Origin of the sequence: Sporosarcina sp. 179-K 3D1 HS, assembly GCF_047228905.1 — a bacterium.
Classification (GTDB): Bacteria; Bacillota; Bacilli; order Bacillales_A; family Planococcaceae; genus Sporosarcina.
Window position 1 is genome coordinate 1 of sequence record NZ_JBFEGI010000020.1, and the last position, 15,693, is coordinate 15,693.

At 45.9% G+C, this 15,693-nt stretch carries 15 protein-coding genes; 4 read left to right on the top strand and 11 right to left on the bottom strand.

Annotated elements, in window-relative coordinates:
• Window positions 1-292: 292 nt before the first annotated feature.
• From AB1K83_RS17515 to AB1K83_RS17530, 4 genes are all read right to left on the bottom strand, one after another.
• The gene (locus AB1K83_RS17515; protein WP_413059498.1) at window positions 293-2,245 is read right to left on the bottom strand and encodes an FtsX-like permease family protein; all 1,953 of its coding nucleotides are present in this window, start codon (window positions 2,243-2,245) and stop codon (window positions 293-295) included.
• Window positions 2,223-2,999, bottom strand: a complete 777-nt coding sequence (locus AB1K83_RS17520; protein WP_413059499.1) for an ABC transporter ATP-binding protein — start codon at window positions 2,997-2,999, stop codon at window positions 2,223-2,225. The genes AB1K83_RS17515 and AB1K83_RS17520 overlap by 23 nt, the downstream gene beginning before the upstream one ends.
• A 101-nt stretch (window positions 3,000-3,100) precedes the next feature.
• Entirely contained in the window at window positions 3,101-4,123 is a 1,023-nt protein-coding gene (locus tag AB1K83_RS17525) for a sensor histidine kinase (protein ID WP_413059500.1), read from the bottom strand.
• 10 nt (window positions 4,124-4,133) lie between these two features.
• Window positions 4,134-4,811: a response regulator transcription factor gene (locus AB1K83_RS17530; RefSeq protein WP_413059525.1), complete on the bottom strand. Its 678-nt coding sequence runs from the start codon at window positions 4,809-4,811 to the stop codon at window positions 4,134-4,136.
• Window positions 4,812-5,079: 268 nt separating this feature from the next.
• Here AB1K83_RS17530 and AB1K83_RS17535 point away from each other — a divergent pair, with 268 nt between their 5' ends.
• From AB1K83_RS17535 to AB1K83_RS17545, 3 genes are read left to right on the top strand one after another with little or no spacing between them, the layout of a single operon-like run.
• Complete coding sequence (locus tag AB1K83_RS17535; protein ID WP_413059501.1) at window positions 5,080-6,210, top strand: betaine/proline/choline family ABC transporter ATP-binding protein; 1,131 nt, start codon at window positions 5,080-5,082, stop codon at window positions 6,208-6,210.
• Window positions 6,207-6,860 (top strand): ABC transporter permease, encoded by a 654-nt coding sequence (locus AB1K83_RS17540; protein ID WP_413059502.1) that lies wholly within the window; start codon window positions 6,207-6,209, stop codon window positions 6,858-6,860. Before AB1K83_RS17535 ends, AB1K83_RS17540 begins: the two co-directional genes overlap by 4 nt.
• A complete protein-coding gene (locus AB1K83_RS17545) occupies window positions 6,860-7,756 on the top strand; it encodes a glycine betaine ABC transporter substrate-binding protein (protein WP_413059503.1) in 897 nt (298 codons plus the stop codon). The genes AB1K83_RS17540 and AB1K83_RS17545 overlap by 1 nt, the downstream gene beginning before the upstream one ends.
• Window positions 7,757-8,338: 582 nt before the next feature.
• Here the strand turns inward: AB1K83_RS17545 and AB1K83_RS17550 are convergent.
• The 7 genes from AB1K83_RS17550 to AB1K83_RS17580 form a co-directional block, all read right to left on the bottom strand.
• A complete protein-coding gene (locus tag AB1K83_RS17550) occupies window positions 8,339-9,130 on the bottom strand; it encodes a PepSY domain-containing protein (protein ID WP_413059504.1) in 792 nt (263 codons plus the stop codon).
• A 99-nt stretch (window positions 9,131-9,229) separates the two neighbouring features.
• Window positions 9,230-11,332, bottom strand: a complete 2,103-nt coding sequence (locus AB1K83_RS17555) for a methyl-accepting chemotaxis protein (protein WP_413059505.1) — start codon at window positions 11,330-11,332, stop codon at window positions 9,230-9,232.
• A 161-nt stretch (window positions 11,333-11,493) separates the two neighbouring features.
• Complete coding sequence (locus AB1K83_RS17560) at window positions 11,494-12,174, bottom strand: PepSY domain-containing protein (RefSeq protein WP_413059506.1); 681 nt, start codon at window positions 12,172-12,174, stop codon at window positions 11,494-11,496.
• A gap of 38 nt (window positions 12,175-12,212) precedes the next feature.
• A complete protein-coding gene (locus AB1K83_RS17565) occupies window positions 12,213-13,571 on the bottom strand; it encodes an ATP-binding protein (protein ID WP_413059507.1) in 1,359 nt (452 codons plus the stop codon).
• Window positions 13,561-14,262, bottom strand: a complete 702-nt coding sequence (locus AB1K83_RS17570) for a response regulator transcription factor (RefSeq protein WP_413059508.1) — start codon at window positions 14,260-14,262, stop codon at window positions 13,561-13,563. The genes AB1K83_RS17565 and AB1K83_RS17570 overlap by 11 nt, the downstream gene beginning before the upstream one ends.
• A 119-nt stretch (window positions 14,263-14,381) precedes the next feature.
• A complete protein-coding gene (locus AB1K83_RS17575; protein ID WP_413059509.1) occupies window positions 14,382-14,543 on the bottom strand; it encodes a hypothetical protein in 162 nt (53 codons plus the stop codon).
• The gene (locus tag AB1K83_RS17580; RefSeq protein WP_413059510.1) at window positions 14,540-14,776 is read right to left on the bottom strand and encodes a glutaredoxin family protein; all 237 of its coding nucleotides are present in this window, start codon (window positions 14,774-14,776) and stop codon (window positions 14,540-14,542) included. Before AB1K83_RS17580 ends, AB1K83_RS17575 begins: the two co-directional genes overlap by 4 nt.
• 146 nt (window positions 14,777-14,922) lie before the next feature.
• Here AB1K83_RS17580 and AB1K83_RS17585 point away from each other — a divergent pair, with 146 nt between their 5' ends.
• The gene (locus tag AB1K83_RS17585; RefSeq protein ID WP_413059511.1) at window positions 14,923-15,657 is read left to right on the top strand and encodes an MBL fold metallo-hydrolase; all 735 of its coding nucleotides are present in this window, start codon (window positions 14,923-14,925) and stop codon (window positions 15,655-15,657) included.
• Window positions 15,658-15,693 lie beyond the last annotated feature (36 nt).

The following is a 15,693-nucleotide window of genomic DNA, read 5'->3' on the forward strand; positions in this document are numbered from 1 at the left end:
CAAGCAACTTGACATGGAGCCTCTGCGGGCATGAGTCCCAAACCAGGAAACCCAGCTCATGGGGCTGGCTTTGCCCGGCAAGGCTATCATGCCCGCCCCTCCATGTAAAGTTGCGAGCAAATGAATTGTAGAACCAGTATGGCCAAGTATATATGCGTCATAAGGAAGAGCTTGAAAACATTGCAAGGGAATTTACACAAGATTAAGGACTTGACTTGGTTAAAAATATGGGAGTTTGTAATAGGAGCAAGGGACCGTCCTGACTGGACAATCCCATTTTCCCTGTATCGATTTACAACGACGCTTTCACCGTTTTCCGATAATAACCAACCGTCAGAAATGCAAAAATCAAATAGATGAGCACATATATCCCCATCGCAATCGCTGCCGGCACGGTAATATCCGACGTAAAAAGGAAAGATGCCGCCTTAATAGCGAACACGGAGTGTAGTAATCCAATTAGCAGCGGCAATCCAAAAACAAAGACTTGCTTACGGATAATGCCTCGCATAATATCCTGTATGGTAAATCCCAATTGGCGCAATGTCCCATAGCTCGATCTTTCTTGTTCAGCTTCTGTCATTTGTTTAAAATAAAGAATGCTGCCCGTTGAAATTAAAAATACAAGCCCCAAAAATCCGGCGATGAAAATGAGCAGGCCATTCGATTCAATCGCATTTTTATACATTGTATAGTAATCGACCCCACGAGCCCACGTACCATCTTGCCAGTTTTGCGTGCGAATCGCTGACGCTGCGGGGAGCTGCTCTTTATGAACGATGTTGAAAACTTGGACTTCACGCACTTCGCTTTCCGAAGGCATTGTTCTTTTGTACGCTTCAAAATCCGCTTCATTCACAACAAATTGCTCTCCGAAACTATTGTTCACCACATCGCCTTCCCCATATTCCACAACGGTAAATGTCCTTTCACCTTCAACATTTGTCACATACATTTCGAATGGAATCCGGATATCTTTTGCAATCGGCTTGATCCCAGCGCTGTGGAAAATGCTTTTACCTTCCTCCGGCGTTTCAACCCGGAGACCTGCTTGCTGCAATTGCTTCGCATTGACAAAATAAGCGCCATATATTTCTTCCGTCGGACTCAAAAACTCAGGGAAAATCCCTTTTTCAAAACGGCCTTGAACGCTTAACAACTCAAGATTGGCAGTCGTATAATCGATGCCTTGTTCTATTAAGCCTGCTTCAAACTCTTCCAACGATACATCTTCCGCATTGAACCACGGAGAAGATTCCCCTTCAAACATGAAATCAAACGGCATGACGTAACGCGTCTCTGTTGCCGACGCATAATAGAGAGAAAATGCGCCTGCCAACATCGTAAGCGTCATGGCGGATAACACGGTTATGATCGTCAGTGAATTCGCATTACCTTTCATCCGGTGCATGAGCGAAGCAAGCGACAAACTATTATGCAGCCCAAGATGCCCTTGCTTCCGTTTCCTGATCTGAAACAGGAACCAGCTGATTGTCACTCGGAAAACGAGATATGTTCCTAATATGGTGGAAAATAGAACGGCAAGCATATTAAAGAAGAACAAGACGTTAATCATCCGGCCTGACAGCCAATACCCAAATGCGATAAGCGCCACTCCCAAGATGGCGAGAAATGCTGATCCGGATGCTGTCGGCTTTTTCGGGTGCTCGCCCGTCTTCTCGGCATTGAATAATCCAAGCAATATGTTGCGGTAAACCGCGATGAGCATTTGAATCGACGTAAGGACGATGATTGCCAAAAAGGCGATAGCTGTCTGGGTAACCGCTGAGGTTGAAAACGTTAATTCAACAAACCCGTCAAACCCGACCAATTTCATTAATAACAATAAAAACACACGTGATACGAGAATTCCTGCGCTGATCCCAATAGCCAAAGCTCCAACGCTAAGCAATGTATTTTCGATAATTAAAAGACGTACAACAGAACCTTTTGTCAACCCAACCAATTGATAAATCCCGATTTCACGGCTTCTTCTTTTCAAAAAAATGGCGTTCGCATAGATGACAAAAATCCCTGCAATGAATAACAGTAGGATGCCCGCCGCTTTGAAAGCTGTGCCCATACTACCACCAGATCGCGCAACAACCGCTGGATCATGTTGCAATGTCGCAAAAACGAAGTACAGAAGAACGCTGAAAATGAGCGCAAAAAAGTACAGGTAATAATGCTTGATGTTTTTCCGCATGCTGCGAATTACGAGATCAAAGAGCTTCAACGCTGTCACCCCCGAGCACGCCTTGCACTTTCAAGATTTCTTGAAAGAAGGCTTGTCTCGATCGATCGCCGCGGTACAGTTCGGAATAGATCATCCCATCCTTCAGGAAGACGACCCGGCTGCAATAGCTCGATGCGACAGGGTCATGCGTCACCATCATGATCGTGACGCCGCGTTGTTTATTAACATCTTCCAATGTACCTAAAAGTGACGAAGCGGATTTCGAATCGAGAGCGCCCGTCGGTTCATCTGCGAATACCATGGATGGCTTATTGATGAGCGCACGAGCCGCAGACGTCCGTTGTTTCTGTCCACCTGAAATTTCATGCGGGTACATATTAGCCAAATCCGTAATCCCCAGAATTTCAGTAATTTCCTTATATCGGTCTTCTGCTACCCGTTTCTTCACCTTTCTGAGTGAAACAGGCAATAAGATGTTTTCCTTCACCGTTAGCGTATCGAGCAAATTATAATCTTGGAAGATGAATCCTAAGTGATCACGCCGGAATGCAGAAAGATCCCTTTCCTTCATCTTCGAAATATCCGAATCCCCAATCAGAATTGATCCCTCTGTCGTACGATCAATCGTGGCCAGGACATTCAAAAGCGTCGTTTTCCCTGCCCCGGAAGCCCCCATGATCCCGACAAATTCCCCTTCCATCACACGAAGATCGATGCCTTTTAATACTTGTTGCACATTGCCGCGTGTGCCAAACGATTTCCGGACATTTTGTGCGTGTAAAACGGTTTTATTTATTTCCACCCTCATGACCTCCCTGTATGCTATATCTTTATCTTAGCGATTGCGTTCAGTCCGGTCGTTTGATATAGATGACAAACGGGTCAGGCAAGGTGACATTTTTGTCACGTTCGTGTTGTATCAAAGTCATTTTTCGTTGAAAAAGTCAGATGTAAGGCTGTTCCTTTCTTTGCATCAGACTGTGCGGTCAATGCAATGCCGATTTTCTCAGCAACTTGTCGGGAAAGGTATAACCCCAGTCCTGTAGCGGCGTTATGGAGTCTGCCGGTGCTACCTGTAAATCCTTTATCGAAAATTCGGGGAAGGTCATGAACGGGAATACCTGGTCCTTCGTCTTGGATGATTAATCGGGCTTGCCCACTTGGCATCGTTTCTGCTGAAATGGAGATCGTTCCACCCTCTGGACTGTAATTTACCGCATTCGTCAGAAGCTGACGGATGATAAAACGACACCACTTCCTATCCGTAACCGCTTCAATCTGCTCTCCTTCAAATTCGACTGCGATATTTTTCTCGACACACCAAGACCGCAACTCCCGCACTTCTGGAGTAACAAGATCGCGCAGTCCGATTTTCTCCAATACATAATCTGCACTCAATGTCGGCAATCGTGATATATATAATTGACGATCGATCAACAAATGGATACGGAGCCACTCCGCTTCGATTTTCCGCATAGCCCGGTCTTGGCGCTGAGTATCGATTGTCATTTTCATCGCAGTCAGCGGCGCTTTCACTTCATGCACCCAGGCCGCGGTATAATCATGTTCCATGACAGTCGCCGCCTTGATCTCGGCTATTTTTCGATTGGTATCCTCGCCCACATGCTCCAACAATTCATTTATCCGATTCTCCTGAACAAATTGCGGTTCGGGCAATGCCGTATGCCAGTCTTGGCTAGATTCCTCGAGTAAAGCCCCCAGTTCTCTCGTAAATCTTGTTTCTTTTTTAAAGCGCCACGCAAAGAATGCAATAAAGGTACTAATGAGCAGGATATTTAAATACAAAAGGGAAGCTGGCTTCACCGACAACCCTTTGTCAATCAAAATCAATATATCGGTAAATAGTAGCGAACCGGCGAAAAAGAAGAGCCAGCTCTTTCGGTCATTGAGATATCCTAAGATCATATTCACCCCCTTATAAAGTGACTGCCATATAGCCCATTCCTTTTTTCGTCACGATGGCATCCTCCAGCCCGATCCCCGCAAGCTTTTGTCGCAATCGGGTCACATTAACCGTCAATGTATTGTCATTCACGAACCGTTCATCATCCCAAAGTTTCGTGATTAAATCATCCCGCGATATAATTTCATCTTTGGATTCCACTAAAATGGTCAATATGTAAAATTCGTTTTTAGTCAACTCGACTTCCTGGCCTTCCTTCCGAATCATGCCCCGTTTCAAATCGATGACCGCTCCATTCCATTCCACAATGTCTGCCATCTCTTCCCCATAGGCATACGTTCTCCGAAGAATCGCCTGGATTTTCGCAAGAACGACATCCGTATGGAACGGCTTCTGGATATAATCATCCGCCCCCATATTCATCGCCATGACCATGTCCATCGGATGATCCCGGGATGACAGGAAGATGATTGGCACTTTCGACACCGCCCGAATCTCCCGGCACCAATGGAATCCATCATACGCCGGAAGCTGAATATCCAATATGACGAGATGCGGTTGATTTTCGATGAATGCCTTCATGACATCCTGGAAATTATCTGGTCCCGACACCTGAAAATCCCATTGCTCCAAACGCTCTTTTAAGGAGTAATAAATTGCCGTATCGTCCTCTACAATGAAAATACGCATAGCCATCTTCCGAGCACATCCTTTCCAAATCGATTGTACTGGAGATAGATGGATTCGGACAATAGGAGTATGCTATAGCTGGACCGAAATAGTCAGTTTTCGCAGACTTCCATGAAATTTCGAATCGTTTATGGTATACTGATGGAGTGAGACATTTGCAACTGGTTAATCGGTTGCTCATATGTCTTATTTTTTATTCACTTCGGATGATTTTTTTATTCAACATTCGCAGTGAAATTACTTTGTAAAAAAACCGTAGGAGGTACACATGCTTAAGTTTGAAAATGTCAGTAAAACGTTCGGAGACGGATTTCAAGCTGTAAAATCTGTAAGCTTCGACATTCCGAAGGGTGAGTTTCTCGTCCTGATCGGGCCCAGTGGTTCAGGGAAATCCACGACAATGAAAATGATCAATCGGATGGAACCCCACAGCAGCGGTACGATTTCCATAAACGGAAAGGATACCAATTCGTATAATGCAGCCGAGCTGCGCCGAACTATCGGATATGTCATCCAACAAATCGGGTTATTCCCCCACTACACCATTGAAAAGAACATTGCAACGGTGCCCCAATTAATAGGATGGGACAATCAAAAGATCAAACCCCGGGTACACGAGCTGCTGAATATGGTCGGACTTGATCCGGATATCTATGCAACCCGCTATCCAAAAGAATTATCAGGCGGACAGCAACAACGTGTCGGCATCGCGCGTGCGTTGGCAGCGGATCCGGACATCATATTGATGGATGAGCCATTCAGTGCACTCGATCCATTGACACGGGACCAATTGCAAGGTGAACTGATTTCACTCCACAAAAAATTGAATAAGACCATCGTATTTGTTACCCATGATATGGATGAAGCATTAAAAATGGGCGATCGCATCGCAATTATGAAAGACGGCAACTTACTTCAGTTGGACACTCCAGAGAAATTACTTCATGAACCAGCCCACGGTTTTGTTGAGGAATTCATCGGAAAGCACCGTATCATCCAAAATCCAGAATTGATGCCCGTTACGGATATTATGTCGGAATCGGTCGTCACATCTCTTCCTCATCGCTCTCCTGAAAAAGCACTTTCTTTAATCCGACAACGTAAAATCACTAACCTGATCATTGTGGATGAAGGACAACACTTACTAGGAATCGTCTCGGCATACGATCTCATCAAAAAGTTGGACAGCATCCAGACAATCGATGACATTATGGTACCCGCTCAACCCGTCCTGCCCTCTACTGCAAGTGCAAAAGATGCCATTATCCTGATGGATGAAGCGACGTATGGCATGATTCCAGTTGTGGATGAAATGACAAAATTGGTAGGCCTTGTAACCCGCGGCTCCCTCTTATCCGCCATGTCGAGCCAGTGGACAGAAACGGAGGGTGACCAATGAATAACTTATCGATTTGGGAACAACTCATTGAACAATCGCAAATGCGATGGAAAGAAGTGTTAGAAGCCACTTCTGTCCATATTCAACTCGTTTTCTTCTCGATGTTGATAGCCATTGTGCTTGGCATTACTCTTGGCATCCTCATTACACGCGTCCCAAAACTGACGACTTTTGTGCTCGGCGGTGCCGGTGTGATGCAAACGATTCCAAGCCTCGCGCTCTTGGGATTCATGATCCCGATTTTCGGAATCGGGGTAAAAACAGCCATTGCTGCCCTGTTTCTCTATTCGTTATTGCCCATTATCCGGAATACGTATGCGGGAATCAAAGATGTCGACAAAGCAACGACAGAAGCGGCAAAGGGCATGGGCATGACCAGCTTGCAGATTCTATTCAAAGTGGAATTGCCACTTGCGATTCCTGTCATTATGGCCGGAATCCGGACAGCCGCTGTCATCAACGTCGGGACGGCGACACTAGCCGCGTTCATCGGGGCTGGTGGATTGGGAGACTTCATCTTCCTTGGAATTACACGGGGGATTGATGGTTTGATTCTCCTTGGCGCAATTCCTGCCGCCCTACTTGCGATCCTTCTGGAGACTTTCTTCGGAGCGGTGGAACGCTGGACAACGCCGGAAGGATTGAAGTGATGATGAGAAGGATGTTGCGAGTAAGCATCCTGGCCGCGCTCGTTGCGAGTATGTTGTCGGGATGTATCTTCATTGAAAAAGACTTATTGACACTCGGCTCCCGGAATAATACGGAAAGTATCATTTTATCGCATGTAATGGGGCAATTAATTGAAGATAAGACGGATATTAAAGTGATTTACAAGGAAAACCTAGGCGGCTCGAACGTTGTCTGGAATGCGATGGTGAATGGTCATATTGACGTCATCCCTGATTATACAGGGACGATTGTCGTCAACTATTACCATGCAGAACCCGGTACGGCCGAAGAAACGCTTGAAACGACGAAACGGCTCGTAGACGGGGACGGCATCATCGCCTTTAATACATTTGGGTTCAATAATACCTATACCCTTGCGCTGGACGAAGCCAAAGCCGAAGAACTGGATATTCACACATTCAGTGACTTTGCAGCCTATTCGGAAGACTTCACATTAGGTGCGGTATTTGAATTTATTGACCGACCGGATGGATTGCCCGGTTTTCAAAAGGAATATGGCTTGCAATTCAAGGATGTCAAAGGCATGGACCATGGCATCATGTACCGCTCCATCAACGCCAAGGAAGTCGATGTCATCAACTCTTATACGACGGACGGACAGTTGCAATACTATGACTTGCGCGTCCTGGAAGATGATAAATCCTACTTCCCGCCTTATCATGCCCTTCCCCTCGTACGGAAGGAAACGTTGAAGGAGTACCCAGAAATTGAAGAAGTGCTCAAACAGCTTGAAGGCGTGATCGACGAAGAGGCGATGCAAAAAATGAACGGCAAAGTCGATAATGACGGCATGATGGTAGAACGTGTCGCCCAAGAATTTCTTATCGAAGCTGGTCTTGTTGAAAAGGCTAGCTGACAAATCACAGCACCCCTTTCGCTAGTAGCGAAAGGGGTGTTTCTAAATCTGCAGAGCACTACCATAGCCGCGGATGAAGTTTTTCAATTGTTATAGAACTGCTACAGCCTTGTCCTGGAAGATGCCCAAGAATCGACAATTCCCCTGTCGAAATCCAAAATGGCAGATCTGATAGAAACGGTAGGGATCAAATATTGTAGAAATTACAATTATTTCCCCGGAAATAAATCGACTTATTCTTACAATATATATTTCATATTTATGAGAGGTTTTTACATTTTTCCAATCATGCTTCTATATTTCGTTCAGCAGGTTCATCTTTTTGGCAAATCACTACTCTATATTACAAGTGGCGAACTACTTGCCGAACTTTCAATTGCTTAAAATCGCTACATATATGGATGCAGGCTCGTAATTCCTCGATGCCTCCATCCACTTACTCTGGGTGATTGTCGTTTCGGTGTTAACCGTCCTGATCAACCGGAAGAGAGTGGGCGAATATGAAAACACCCACCGATCGGATGACGGCCGAACGGTGGGTGTACTTGTGTTTTTATGCTTATTTCATCATGTCTAGGTCAATTAGTCTTGTTCAAATGATAGGATAGCCCCTGTGAAAGCGTCGATTTCGAATTCATATTCGATGTCCCCGTCTTCGATTTCAATTTCGTAGACGTAATCATCCAATTCACTATCGGTCACTTTCCCGTTGGCTTTTTGCTTGGCAATGGCAATCGCTTGATCCAGTGTGATCATGGATGGCTTTTGGCCCGATGTAACAGTTGTTTTGTCATCCGATTTCTTCGGCTCTACAACTGTTAACGTGTGCTCCGTCGTTGCAGTTTTAGCTGCATTGGTTGCCGCCTTTGCCTTATACTCTCGGTCTTTTTCAAACTTCAATACTTCACCCGTGACAGCGTCCAGATCGATTTCATACTCGAATTGGTCGTCTCGTAATTCCATCTCATACACGTTCCGACCATCATCGTCGTCCAATTCAATCTCCTTCACCGTTCCGCCTGCTTTTTGCTTGGCGATACGGATTGCTTCTTCTTTCGTGAGAAGCTTGCTTCCTTGAGCCGAAGATGATTGGTCATCCAATGTCACTTGGCCCGTCTTTGCATCAATGTCCAAATCATATTCAATTCCCTCGGACTTTACCTCAACATCGTATACGTAACCTGACTTTCTGTTCTCCAACTCAATTTCCGTCACGTGGCCGCCGTACTGTCGGACCGCGATGTCCTTCGCCTCTTGCAAAGTTAGCATTTTTTCCGGGGTAGCCGTCACCTTTGTATCTGAGCCGTTCGCCAAGGCAACGCCCCCGATGGCCAGAGTACCCGCCAACGCCGGAATGATCATCCATTTATTCATCCGTATACCCTCCTTGTTCTTTCTATCTACACTATATCCAACGAAGATGAGAGAACCGGAAGAGCTTCATTAGAAATTGATGAGAATTCGTAGGACATCTTAAGACAATTTGAAACGTTCCACAATCGCCTGCAATTCACCGGCAATTTTATTCATTTGATTCGTTGATTCCGCGACTTGCTCAAGTTCCTGCTGTTGAGAAATGGAAGAGGCGCTCACCTGTTCAGCAGAAGCGGCCGTTTCCTCAGAAACCGCGGAAACACTTTGGATCGCTAGTACGGCGTGATCTTTATGTGCCATCATCTCTGCCAATTTTGCTGATAGGTCTGCAATGGATTGATTCATCTGTTCGGTTAATTCAAAATTTCGGTTGAAAGAGGATTCCGTGCTTGAAACGGATTCATTTTGTCCTTCCATTAGCGCTACATTTTCAGCGATAACAGAAACGGTTTGTTGAGATTCCGTCATGATTTCCTGAACAGTCTGTTGAATGATTTCTGTTTCAATACGGGATTGTTCCGCCAACTTTCGCACCTCATCCGCAACGACCGCAAACCCCTTGCCGTGTTCGCCTGCACGTGCCGCTTCAATACTGGCATTCAGGGCCAACAAGTTCGTTTGGGCAGTAATATCATGGATAGATGAGATAACTTGATTTATGTTCGTAATCTTATTAGTTAGCGTATCGATTTGCCGCTGTACCTGTTCGTTCATTTCATTGGCTGTTGCGTTATGTGTACGCAGCTTTTCAATTTCGGCCATTCCTCTTTCGGTCGACTCCACAGTCTGCTCTGATAGTTCATTCATTTTTGAAGACAAGAGATCTAGCGTATCCAGTTGTTCCGAAAGATCAACCATTCGATGGCTCGTTTCTTCTGTATCCTCGGATTGTTTGGAGGCGCCTTGCGCAATCTCCTCCACTGCCAAAGAGACTTCCTGACTGGAGGCGACAATCTCCTCAAATACATGATGCACCCGGTCAGAGGACTCGCTCAAACGTGTCGAAGAGTCCATTACCGTCGATATGGCATCATTTGTTTGATAGAGCATATGATTATACGCCAAGGCGACAGCGCCAATTTCATCTTTTCGAATGGAACTTTCATCTATAAAATTGGTTAAGTCCCCTCTAGCCGCCGTTTCGATGGAATTCTTCAACTCCGTCAGCGGCCGCATTTGTTTATAAATGAACCAAAGAGTCACTCCTGCCATCATGAGGACCATGACAACAGCTGCAATGATAGTCAATAGTAATATCGCGTTGAACGTTTCCAGGATTTTGGAGTTCGGCACCACTGTCTGAACCGACCACACTTCGTTGATGTTCTCTAAAGTGATAGGAGCGAATGTATTGAAAGAACGTTCTTCCAAGCTAACTGAATCGACATATAGCGTAGATAATTCGCCTTTATTAAGACTCGCCTTTACGCGGTTCCAGTCAATAGCGTCTTGCATATTCGTCCCGTTCATTTCCTCTTTAATACTGTTGGCTGTCAAGTAGCCTTGGTGCGTTATGATGGATGCATATCCACCGACGGGCTTAATCGATTCGACCAATTCGTTTAAAAAATCAATAGAAATGTCAGTTGTCAGCACCCCAAAAAATTCACCTGATCCTGTTAACAATGGCACAGAGATGGTGGTCATTAAAACGGTCTGCCCTCCCGCATCATATTCATAAGGCTCTGTCAAAATCGCGCGTTTCTCATTTTTAGGGATCAAGTACCAATCCCCTTCACCCGGAGTTTCATATTCACTTAAAGCCTCCACATGAATGTTGTCATCCTCTTTATACAGATACGGTATAAATCGCTGGTCGGGATCCACCAGTCTTTGATCCACTTTCGGCTCATGCGGAATAAAGCCTTTCTCAAAAATGGCAGCCATTCCAGTGGCATCCAGGTTGTTCTTCAAGTTATTTTCAATGACACTGAGTACTTCATCTGTCGATAAACGATCTTGGGCCTGTAATGTTTCAAAAATATGTTTCGTCGTATGGAGCATTTGATTGGTTTTCATAAACCGATCGCTAAGAAGAGTTGCATTCGTTCTGGTGTTCTCGATTGCAAACTCTTCCGCATCCGTAATGCTACTCTTATGCAGAATAGTACTGGTCACTAAGGTATATGAGATGAATAATACTAAAAATAGGCCAATAATCAGAGCTGATAACTTCCATGCAATGCTGTTCTTGAAATTCAAACTACTAATCTCCATTCTTTAGTCTATAATTTCCCCATACTCATATCGTCACATTGCTATTGAACTATAAGCTTTTTCATTGTTCTTTCCACAAAATGATTCTAAAGATCTGTATAAATGCAATTAATTTACTTCAGAAAACAAAAAAATGGGATGATTGATTAATCATCCCACGTAACTGACATTATTTTTCCTGAAATCGCATGGATTTGATAGGTGACTTCATCCAAATCGGCGTTTGTGTCGATGTCGATCTTGACTAAATAATAGCCCCCGTCGGTTGATTTCTCATAATCGATGTCGTCCACTTCCGCTATTGTCCCGCGCTTTAATTGATTCAATGCAATTTGTCCCGCTTGCTTTTCCGAAATGAGAACCGTTTTCTTCTCCGCTTTCGGAGGGGTTTCGGCTTTAGGTTTGGTTGATGAAGGAGGAGCATTTCCCGATGTCCCTTTCTGATCTGCGACAGGCTTATCACTTGGAACTTCCTTCACCTCCGCCGGTCTCTCCCCATCCGGTTCAGTAACTGGCTTCTTCACGGTTTCGGTTGGGAGCGGCGATGTTTCTTTTGTTTGAATCAAAGACAGCACTTTACCCGTCGTTGCATCCACTTCCGCCCGATAGCTCCCTCCGTCCCGGGCGATGTCCGCTTCATATAGCAAACCTTTTTGCGTCAGGTTCTCAACCTTTCCTCCATACAACGTTTCCAGCTGCGTCCGTATCTCCTGTTCGGGCAATGGTTCTTCCTTGGAGAGGATGCGGTTTGTATAGATATTGCCCACCATCAGAATAACGATGGTCAATAGGATGGGAATAAACCATGGCTTCTTCACAAGTTTCATACGGCTTCACTCCTTTTCCCCATCTTACTACGCCAACATTAAAATTCAGTGAGAGTCCCGTTTTTTGGAAGAATCAAACGAATCGTCGTCCCGACCCCGACTTGGCTCTCAATGAATAGCTGCGCGCCGAGCCCATCCGCGATCTCTTTCGCGATGGCAAGGCCAAGACCGGTCCCGCCCGTTTTTCGGTTCCGATCTTCATCCACACGGTAAAATCGGTCGAAAATATGCGGCAAATGGGATTCGGGGATACCTCTGCCGAAATCTTGGACTGTGATTTCCACTTGATTTCCGCTGTTCTCCACAGACGTATGAATTTCACGATCGCTGTACTTCCGGGCATTATCGAGGAGGATAAAAAGAAGCTGTTTCAACCGGTCTTCATCCGTCCGGACGATGACGGGCCCTTCCCCCCGCAGTGAAATATCCCGAGCGAATGACCGGCTCATCGTTTGCCCGACTGTTTCCACGATTGAAAACACATCGGATTCCGCCATCTGAAATGTCAGGGATCCATGGTTCTTCGCCAGATCCAGCATTTGCTCAATCATTTCCTTCATCCGCCCCGCTTCACTGACAATGGCGCCTACCGCTTCTTCGGCAACTGCCCGATTATCGAATCCTTGCCTTGTTAATAAACGGGCATAACTTTCAATAACCGTTAGCGGCGTTTTCAACTCATGCGAAGCATCGGACACAAATTGCTCCTGCTTACGATAATTTTGTTCCAACTGCCCCATCATGCCATTGAACGTCCGCTCCATTTCGGCAAGCTCATCTTTCCCTTCATTCGTGACTGTAATCTTTTCATAGGTCCCGGCTTGCCGGCTTGCCGACATCGCAGCAATCAGTTTCTCGATCGGCTGTGTCACAATCCGTCCCAATGTAACGCTGGATATCATAATCGGAATCATGGCCAGCACTGTCACGGATAAAAGAATGAGCCTTAATAGCTGCAGATTATAGCCCATCGCTGCGAGTTTCTCCATCACGACCAACTGCGCCACCTGCCCGGTTGCCATGATGACCGGCACTTGGACTGCCATCACTTCCGTTCCATCGAGATCGCTGATCGTATACGCTTCATCCGGCTTGACCGTTCCCTTGAATGACCTCCACTCATCCGACGAGTGGACACCTACTTCGCTTCCTGATGATTCCGTAACCCGGACAGCCCCATTCGACGGAAGAAATGCACGCAAAACTGTCTGCACATCCGTATCCTCCGTCGTCTGGCTTAGGGCGGCTGTCAATTCCTTCGATCTAATCAGCAATTGCCGATATTCGGTATCATGCGCCAATTTCTCAAATAAAAAATAAATCCCGACATTCGTCAATGCCAAAATAACTAGCATGAGTAGCGTGGAAAATAAATGGATCTTCGTCTTAAGTTTCATGATTTGGTTCCTTCAACACGTACCCGACGCCGCGGACCGTCTGGATAAGAGACTGAGGGTCTCCGTTGTCGATCTTCTTCCGGACATACCGGATATAGACGTCAACCACATTCGTGTCGCCAAAATAATCATAGCCCCAGACCGCATCCAGCAATTGCTCTCTCGTCAGTACTTGGTTTGGATGCTTTAACAGGTGAAGCAGAAGATCAAATTCTCTTGGTGTTAATTCAATCATAACCTCATCCCTTTTCACCTCACGAGTCTGCTCGTGAATGGAGAGTCCGGCAAATTGGTGGAAATGGGGATCCGCTTGTTCCACCGGTTTTCTTACAAAGCGGAGGTTAGCCCGTATACGCGCAAGCAATTCCTCAATTTCAAAGGGCTTTGTCACATAATCGTTGGCACCTAAGTCCAGCCCAGCGACTTTATCCGCCACTTCGTTTTTGGCGGTTAATAAAATGACGGGCGTTTCCGCTTCTGTCGCCCGGATTCGCCGCAGCACATCCAACCCATTCAGACCGGGCAGCATGAGATCGAGCAAAATGAGGTCCCACTCCTGCTCCCGGTATTGGATCAACCCATCCGTCCCTGTATAGGCCACTCCCGTAACATAGCCCTCGAACTCCAACTCCAACTGAAGGACTCGTGCAATATTCTCTTCATCTTCAATAATCAATATTCTTTCACTCACATTAGACACCTGCCATTTAGGGTGCTTTTTGAAAAGGCATCCCATTGATTTATTTAATCTTAGCAGAAGCATATGCAAAAAACTTCTCATCCGGTGAGCAGCGGATGAGAAGTTGGATCCTAACCGAATAATTCAATTAGCACGAGGGCGACACCTGTCAAGAATAGCGCGATATGGCCGATGCAAATACGCGGGAACAGCCGCCGGTTCATCTGGTTTTCCATCTGTTCCGGCGTCTGGATTCTGCATGTTCTGCAAATTAATTTGAATTGCTTCCTCATCCTTTCAGCGCTTGCTGAATACCCGCAGGATCGAAGCCGATGATCCATTTGCCATTCAATTCGGTTTGAGGTACACCCATTTGTCCTGTCGTTTCAACAAGTCGTTGACCCGCTTCTTGGTCAAATTGCACGTTCACTTCCTTGAAGGGAATGTTCTGCTCCCGTAAGTAATTCGTCATCATCGTGCAGTATGGACAAGTGGATGTAGTGTATACTGTCGCAACATTAGCCATGTTTTCATTCTCCTCTCCGTTTTTTAATCTACTTACAGAATATACCCCGCGGCGTATGTTCTCAAACAAATTGCTCCCGCAACCATGATGATCCCGTTTTCCTGTACAATACGAAGTAAGACAAATCGATTGAAAGGATGGTTTCCATGAAAATCATTCCACTGGGTATTTGGGGCGGTTATCCGAAAGCAAATGGCGCTACATCTTCTTTTCTGATTGAGCATAATGGGTTTCATTGCCTCATTGACTGCGGTAGCGGCGTATTGGCTTCCTTACAAAATTACTTGCCATTGGATCAATTGGATGCGGTCGTTCTCAGCCATTATCATGCAGACCATATCGCGGATATCGGCAGCCTGCAATATAGCCGGCTCATCCAGTTCTATCTCGGTGAACAAGCTCCTGTTTTACCGATCTACGGGCATGTCTATGATGAGGAGGAATTTGCGAAGCTGACGTATAAAGAGCAAACAATCGGCGTGGGAATTACAGAATCCGATGTCCTCTCCATCGGTCCCTTCACGGTATCGTTTTGCCGCACGGTCCACCCGGTCTATTGCCTTGCCATGAAATTCGAAGCGGACGGCCGCAGCATTGTCTTAACCGCAGATACGGAATGGTGTGACGATCTCGTTCCCTTTGCGACTGGCGCTGATCTGTTGATCAGTGAAGCGAACTTATACGAAGAGCATGTTGGTAAAGCCCCGGGACATATGGGTGGAAGTGAAGCGGGTAAATTGGCGGAACAAGCGAAGGTGAAACATTTGGTGCTGACGCATTTACCACATCACGGGGATGTTCGTGATATTTTAGCAGCTGCGAGTTCGACTTATTCTGGTCATGTGGAAATTGCGGAAGTGGGGAAAAAGTATTTATCATGAAGAAAGGGCTGCAGCACATTCGCTACAGCCCTTTCT

What these genes read in the sequence shown, in the direction of transcription:
- AB1K83_RS17525 (WP_413059500.1), bottom strand. Translation starts at nt 4,123, where the DNA reads ATGATCTTAGGATATCTCAATGACCGAAAGAGCTGGCTCTTCTTTTTC.
- AB1K83_RS17530 (WP_413059525.1), bottom strand. Translation starts at nt 4,811, where the DNA reads ATGCGTATTTTCATTGTAGAGGACGATACGGCAATTTATTACTCCTTA.
- AB1K83_RS17535 (WP_413059501.1), top strand. Translation starts at nt 5,080, where the DNA reads ATGCTTAAGTTTGAAAATGTCAGTAAAACGTTCGGAGACGGATTTCAA.
- AB1K83_RS17540 (WP_413059502.1), top strand. Translation starts at nt 6,207, where the DNA reads ATGAATAACTTATCGATTTGGGAACAACTCATTGAACAATCGCAAATG.
- AB1K83_RS17545 (WP_413059503.1), top strand. Translation starts at nt 6,860, where the DNA reads ATGATGAGAAGGATGTTGCGAGTAAGCATCCTGGCCGCGCTCGTTGCG.
- AB1K83_RS17550 (WP_413059504.1), bottom strand. Translation starts at nt 9,130, where the DNA reads ATGAATAAATGGATGATCATTCCGGCGTTGGCGGGTACTCTGGCCATC.
- AB1K83_RS17560 (WP_413059506.1), bottom strand. Translation starts at nt 12,174, where the DNA reads ATGAAACTTGTGAAGAAGCCATGGTTTATTCCCATCCTATTGACCATC.
- AB1K83_RS17565 (WP_413059507.1), bottom strand. Translation starts at nt 13,571, where the DNA reads ATGAAACTTAAGACGAAGATCCATTTATTTTCCACGCTACTCATGCTA.
- AB1K83_RS17575 (WP_413059509.1), bottom strand. Translation starts at nt 14,543, where the DNA reads ATGAGGAAGCAATTCAAATTAATTTGCAGAACATGCAGAATCCAGACG.
- AB1K83_RS17580 (WP_413059510.1), bottom strand. Translation starts at nt 14,776, where the DNA reads ATGGCTAATGTTGCGACAGTATACACTACATCCACTTGTCCATACTGC.
- AB1K83_RS17585 (WP_413059511.1), top strand. Translation starts at nt 14,923, where the DNA reads ATGAAAATCATTCCACTGGGTATTTGGGGCGGTTATCCGAAAGCAAAT.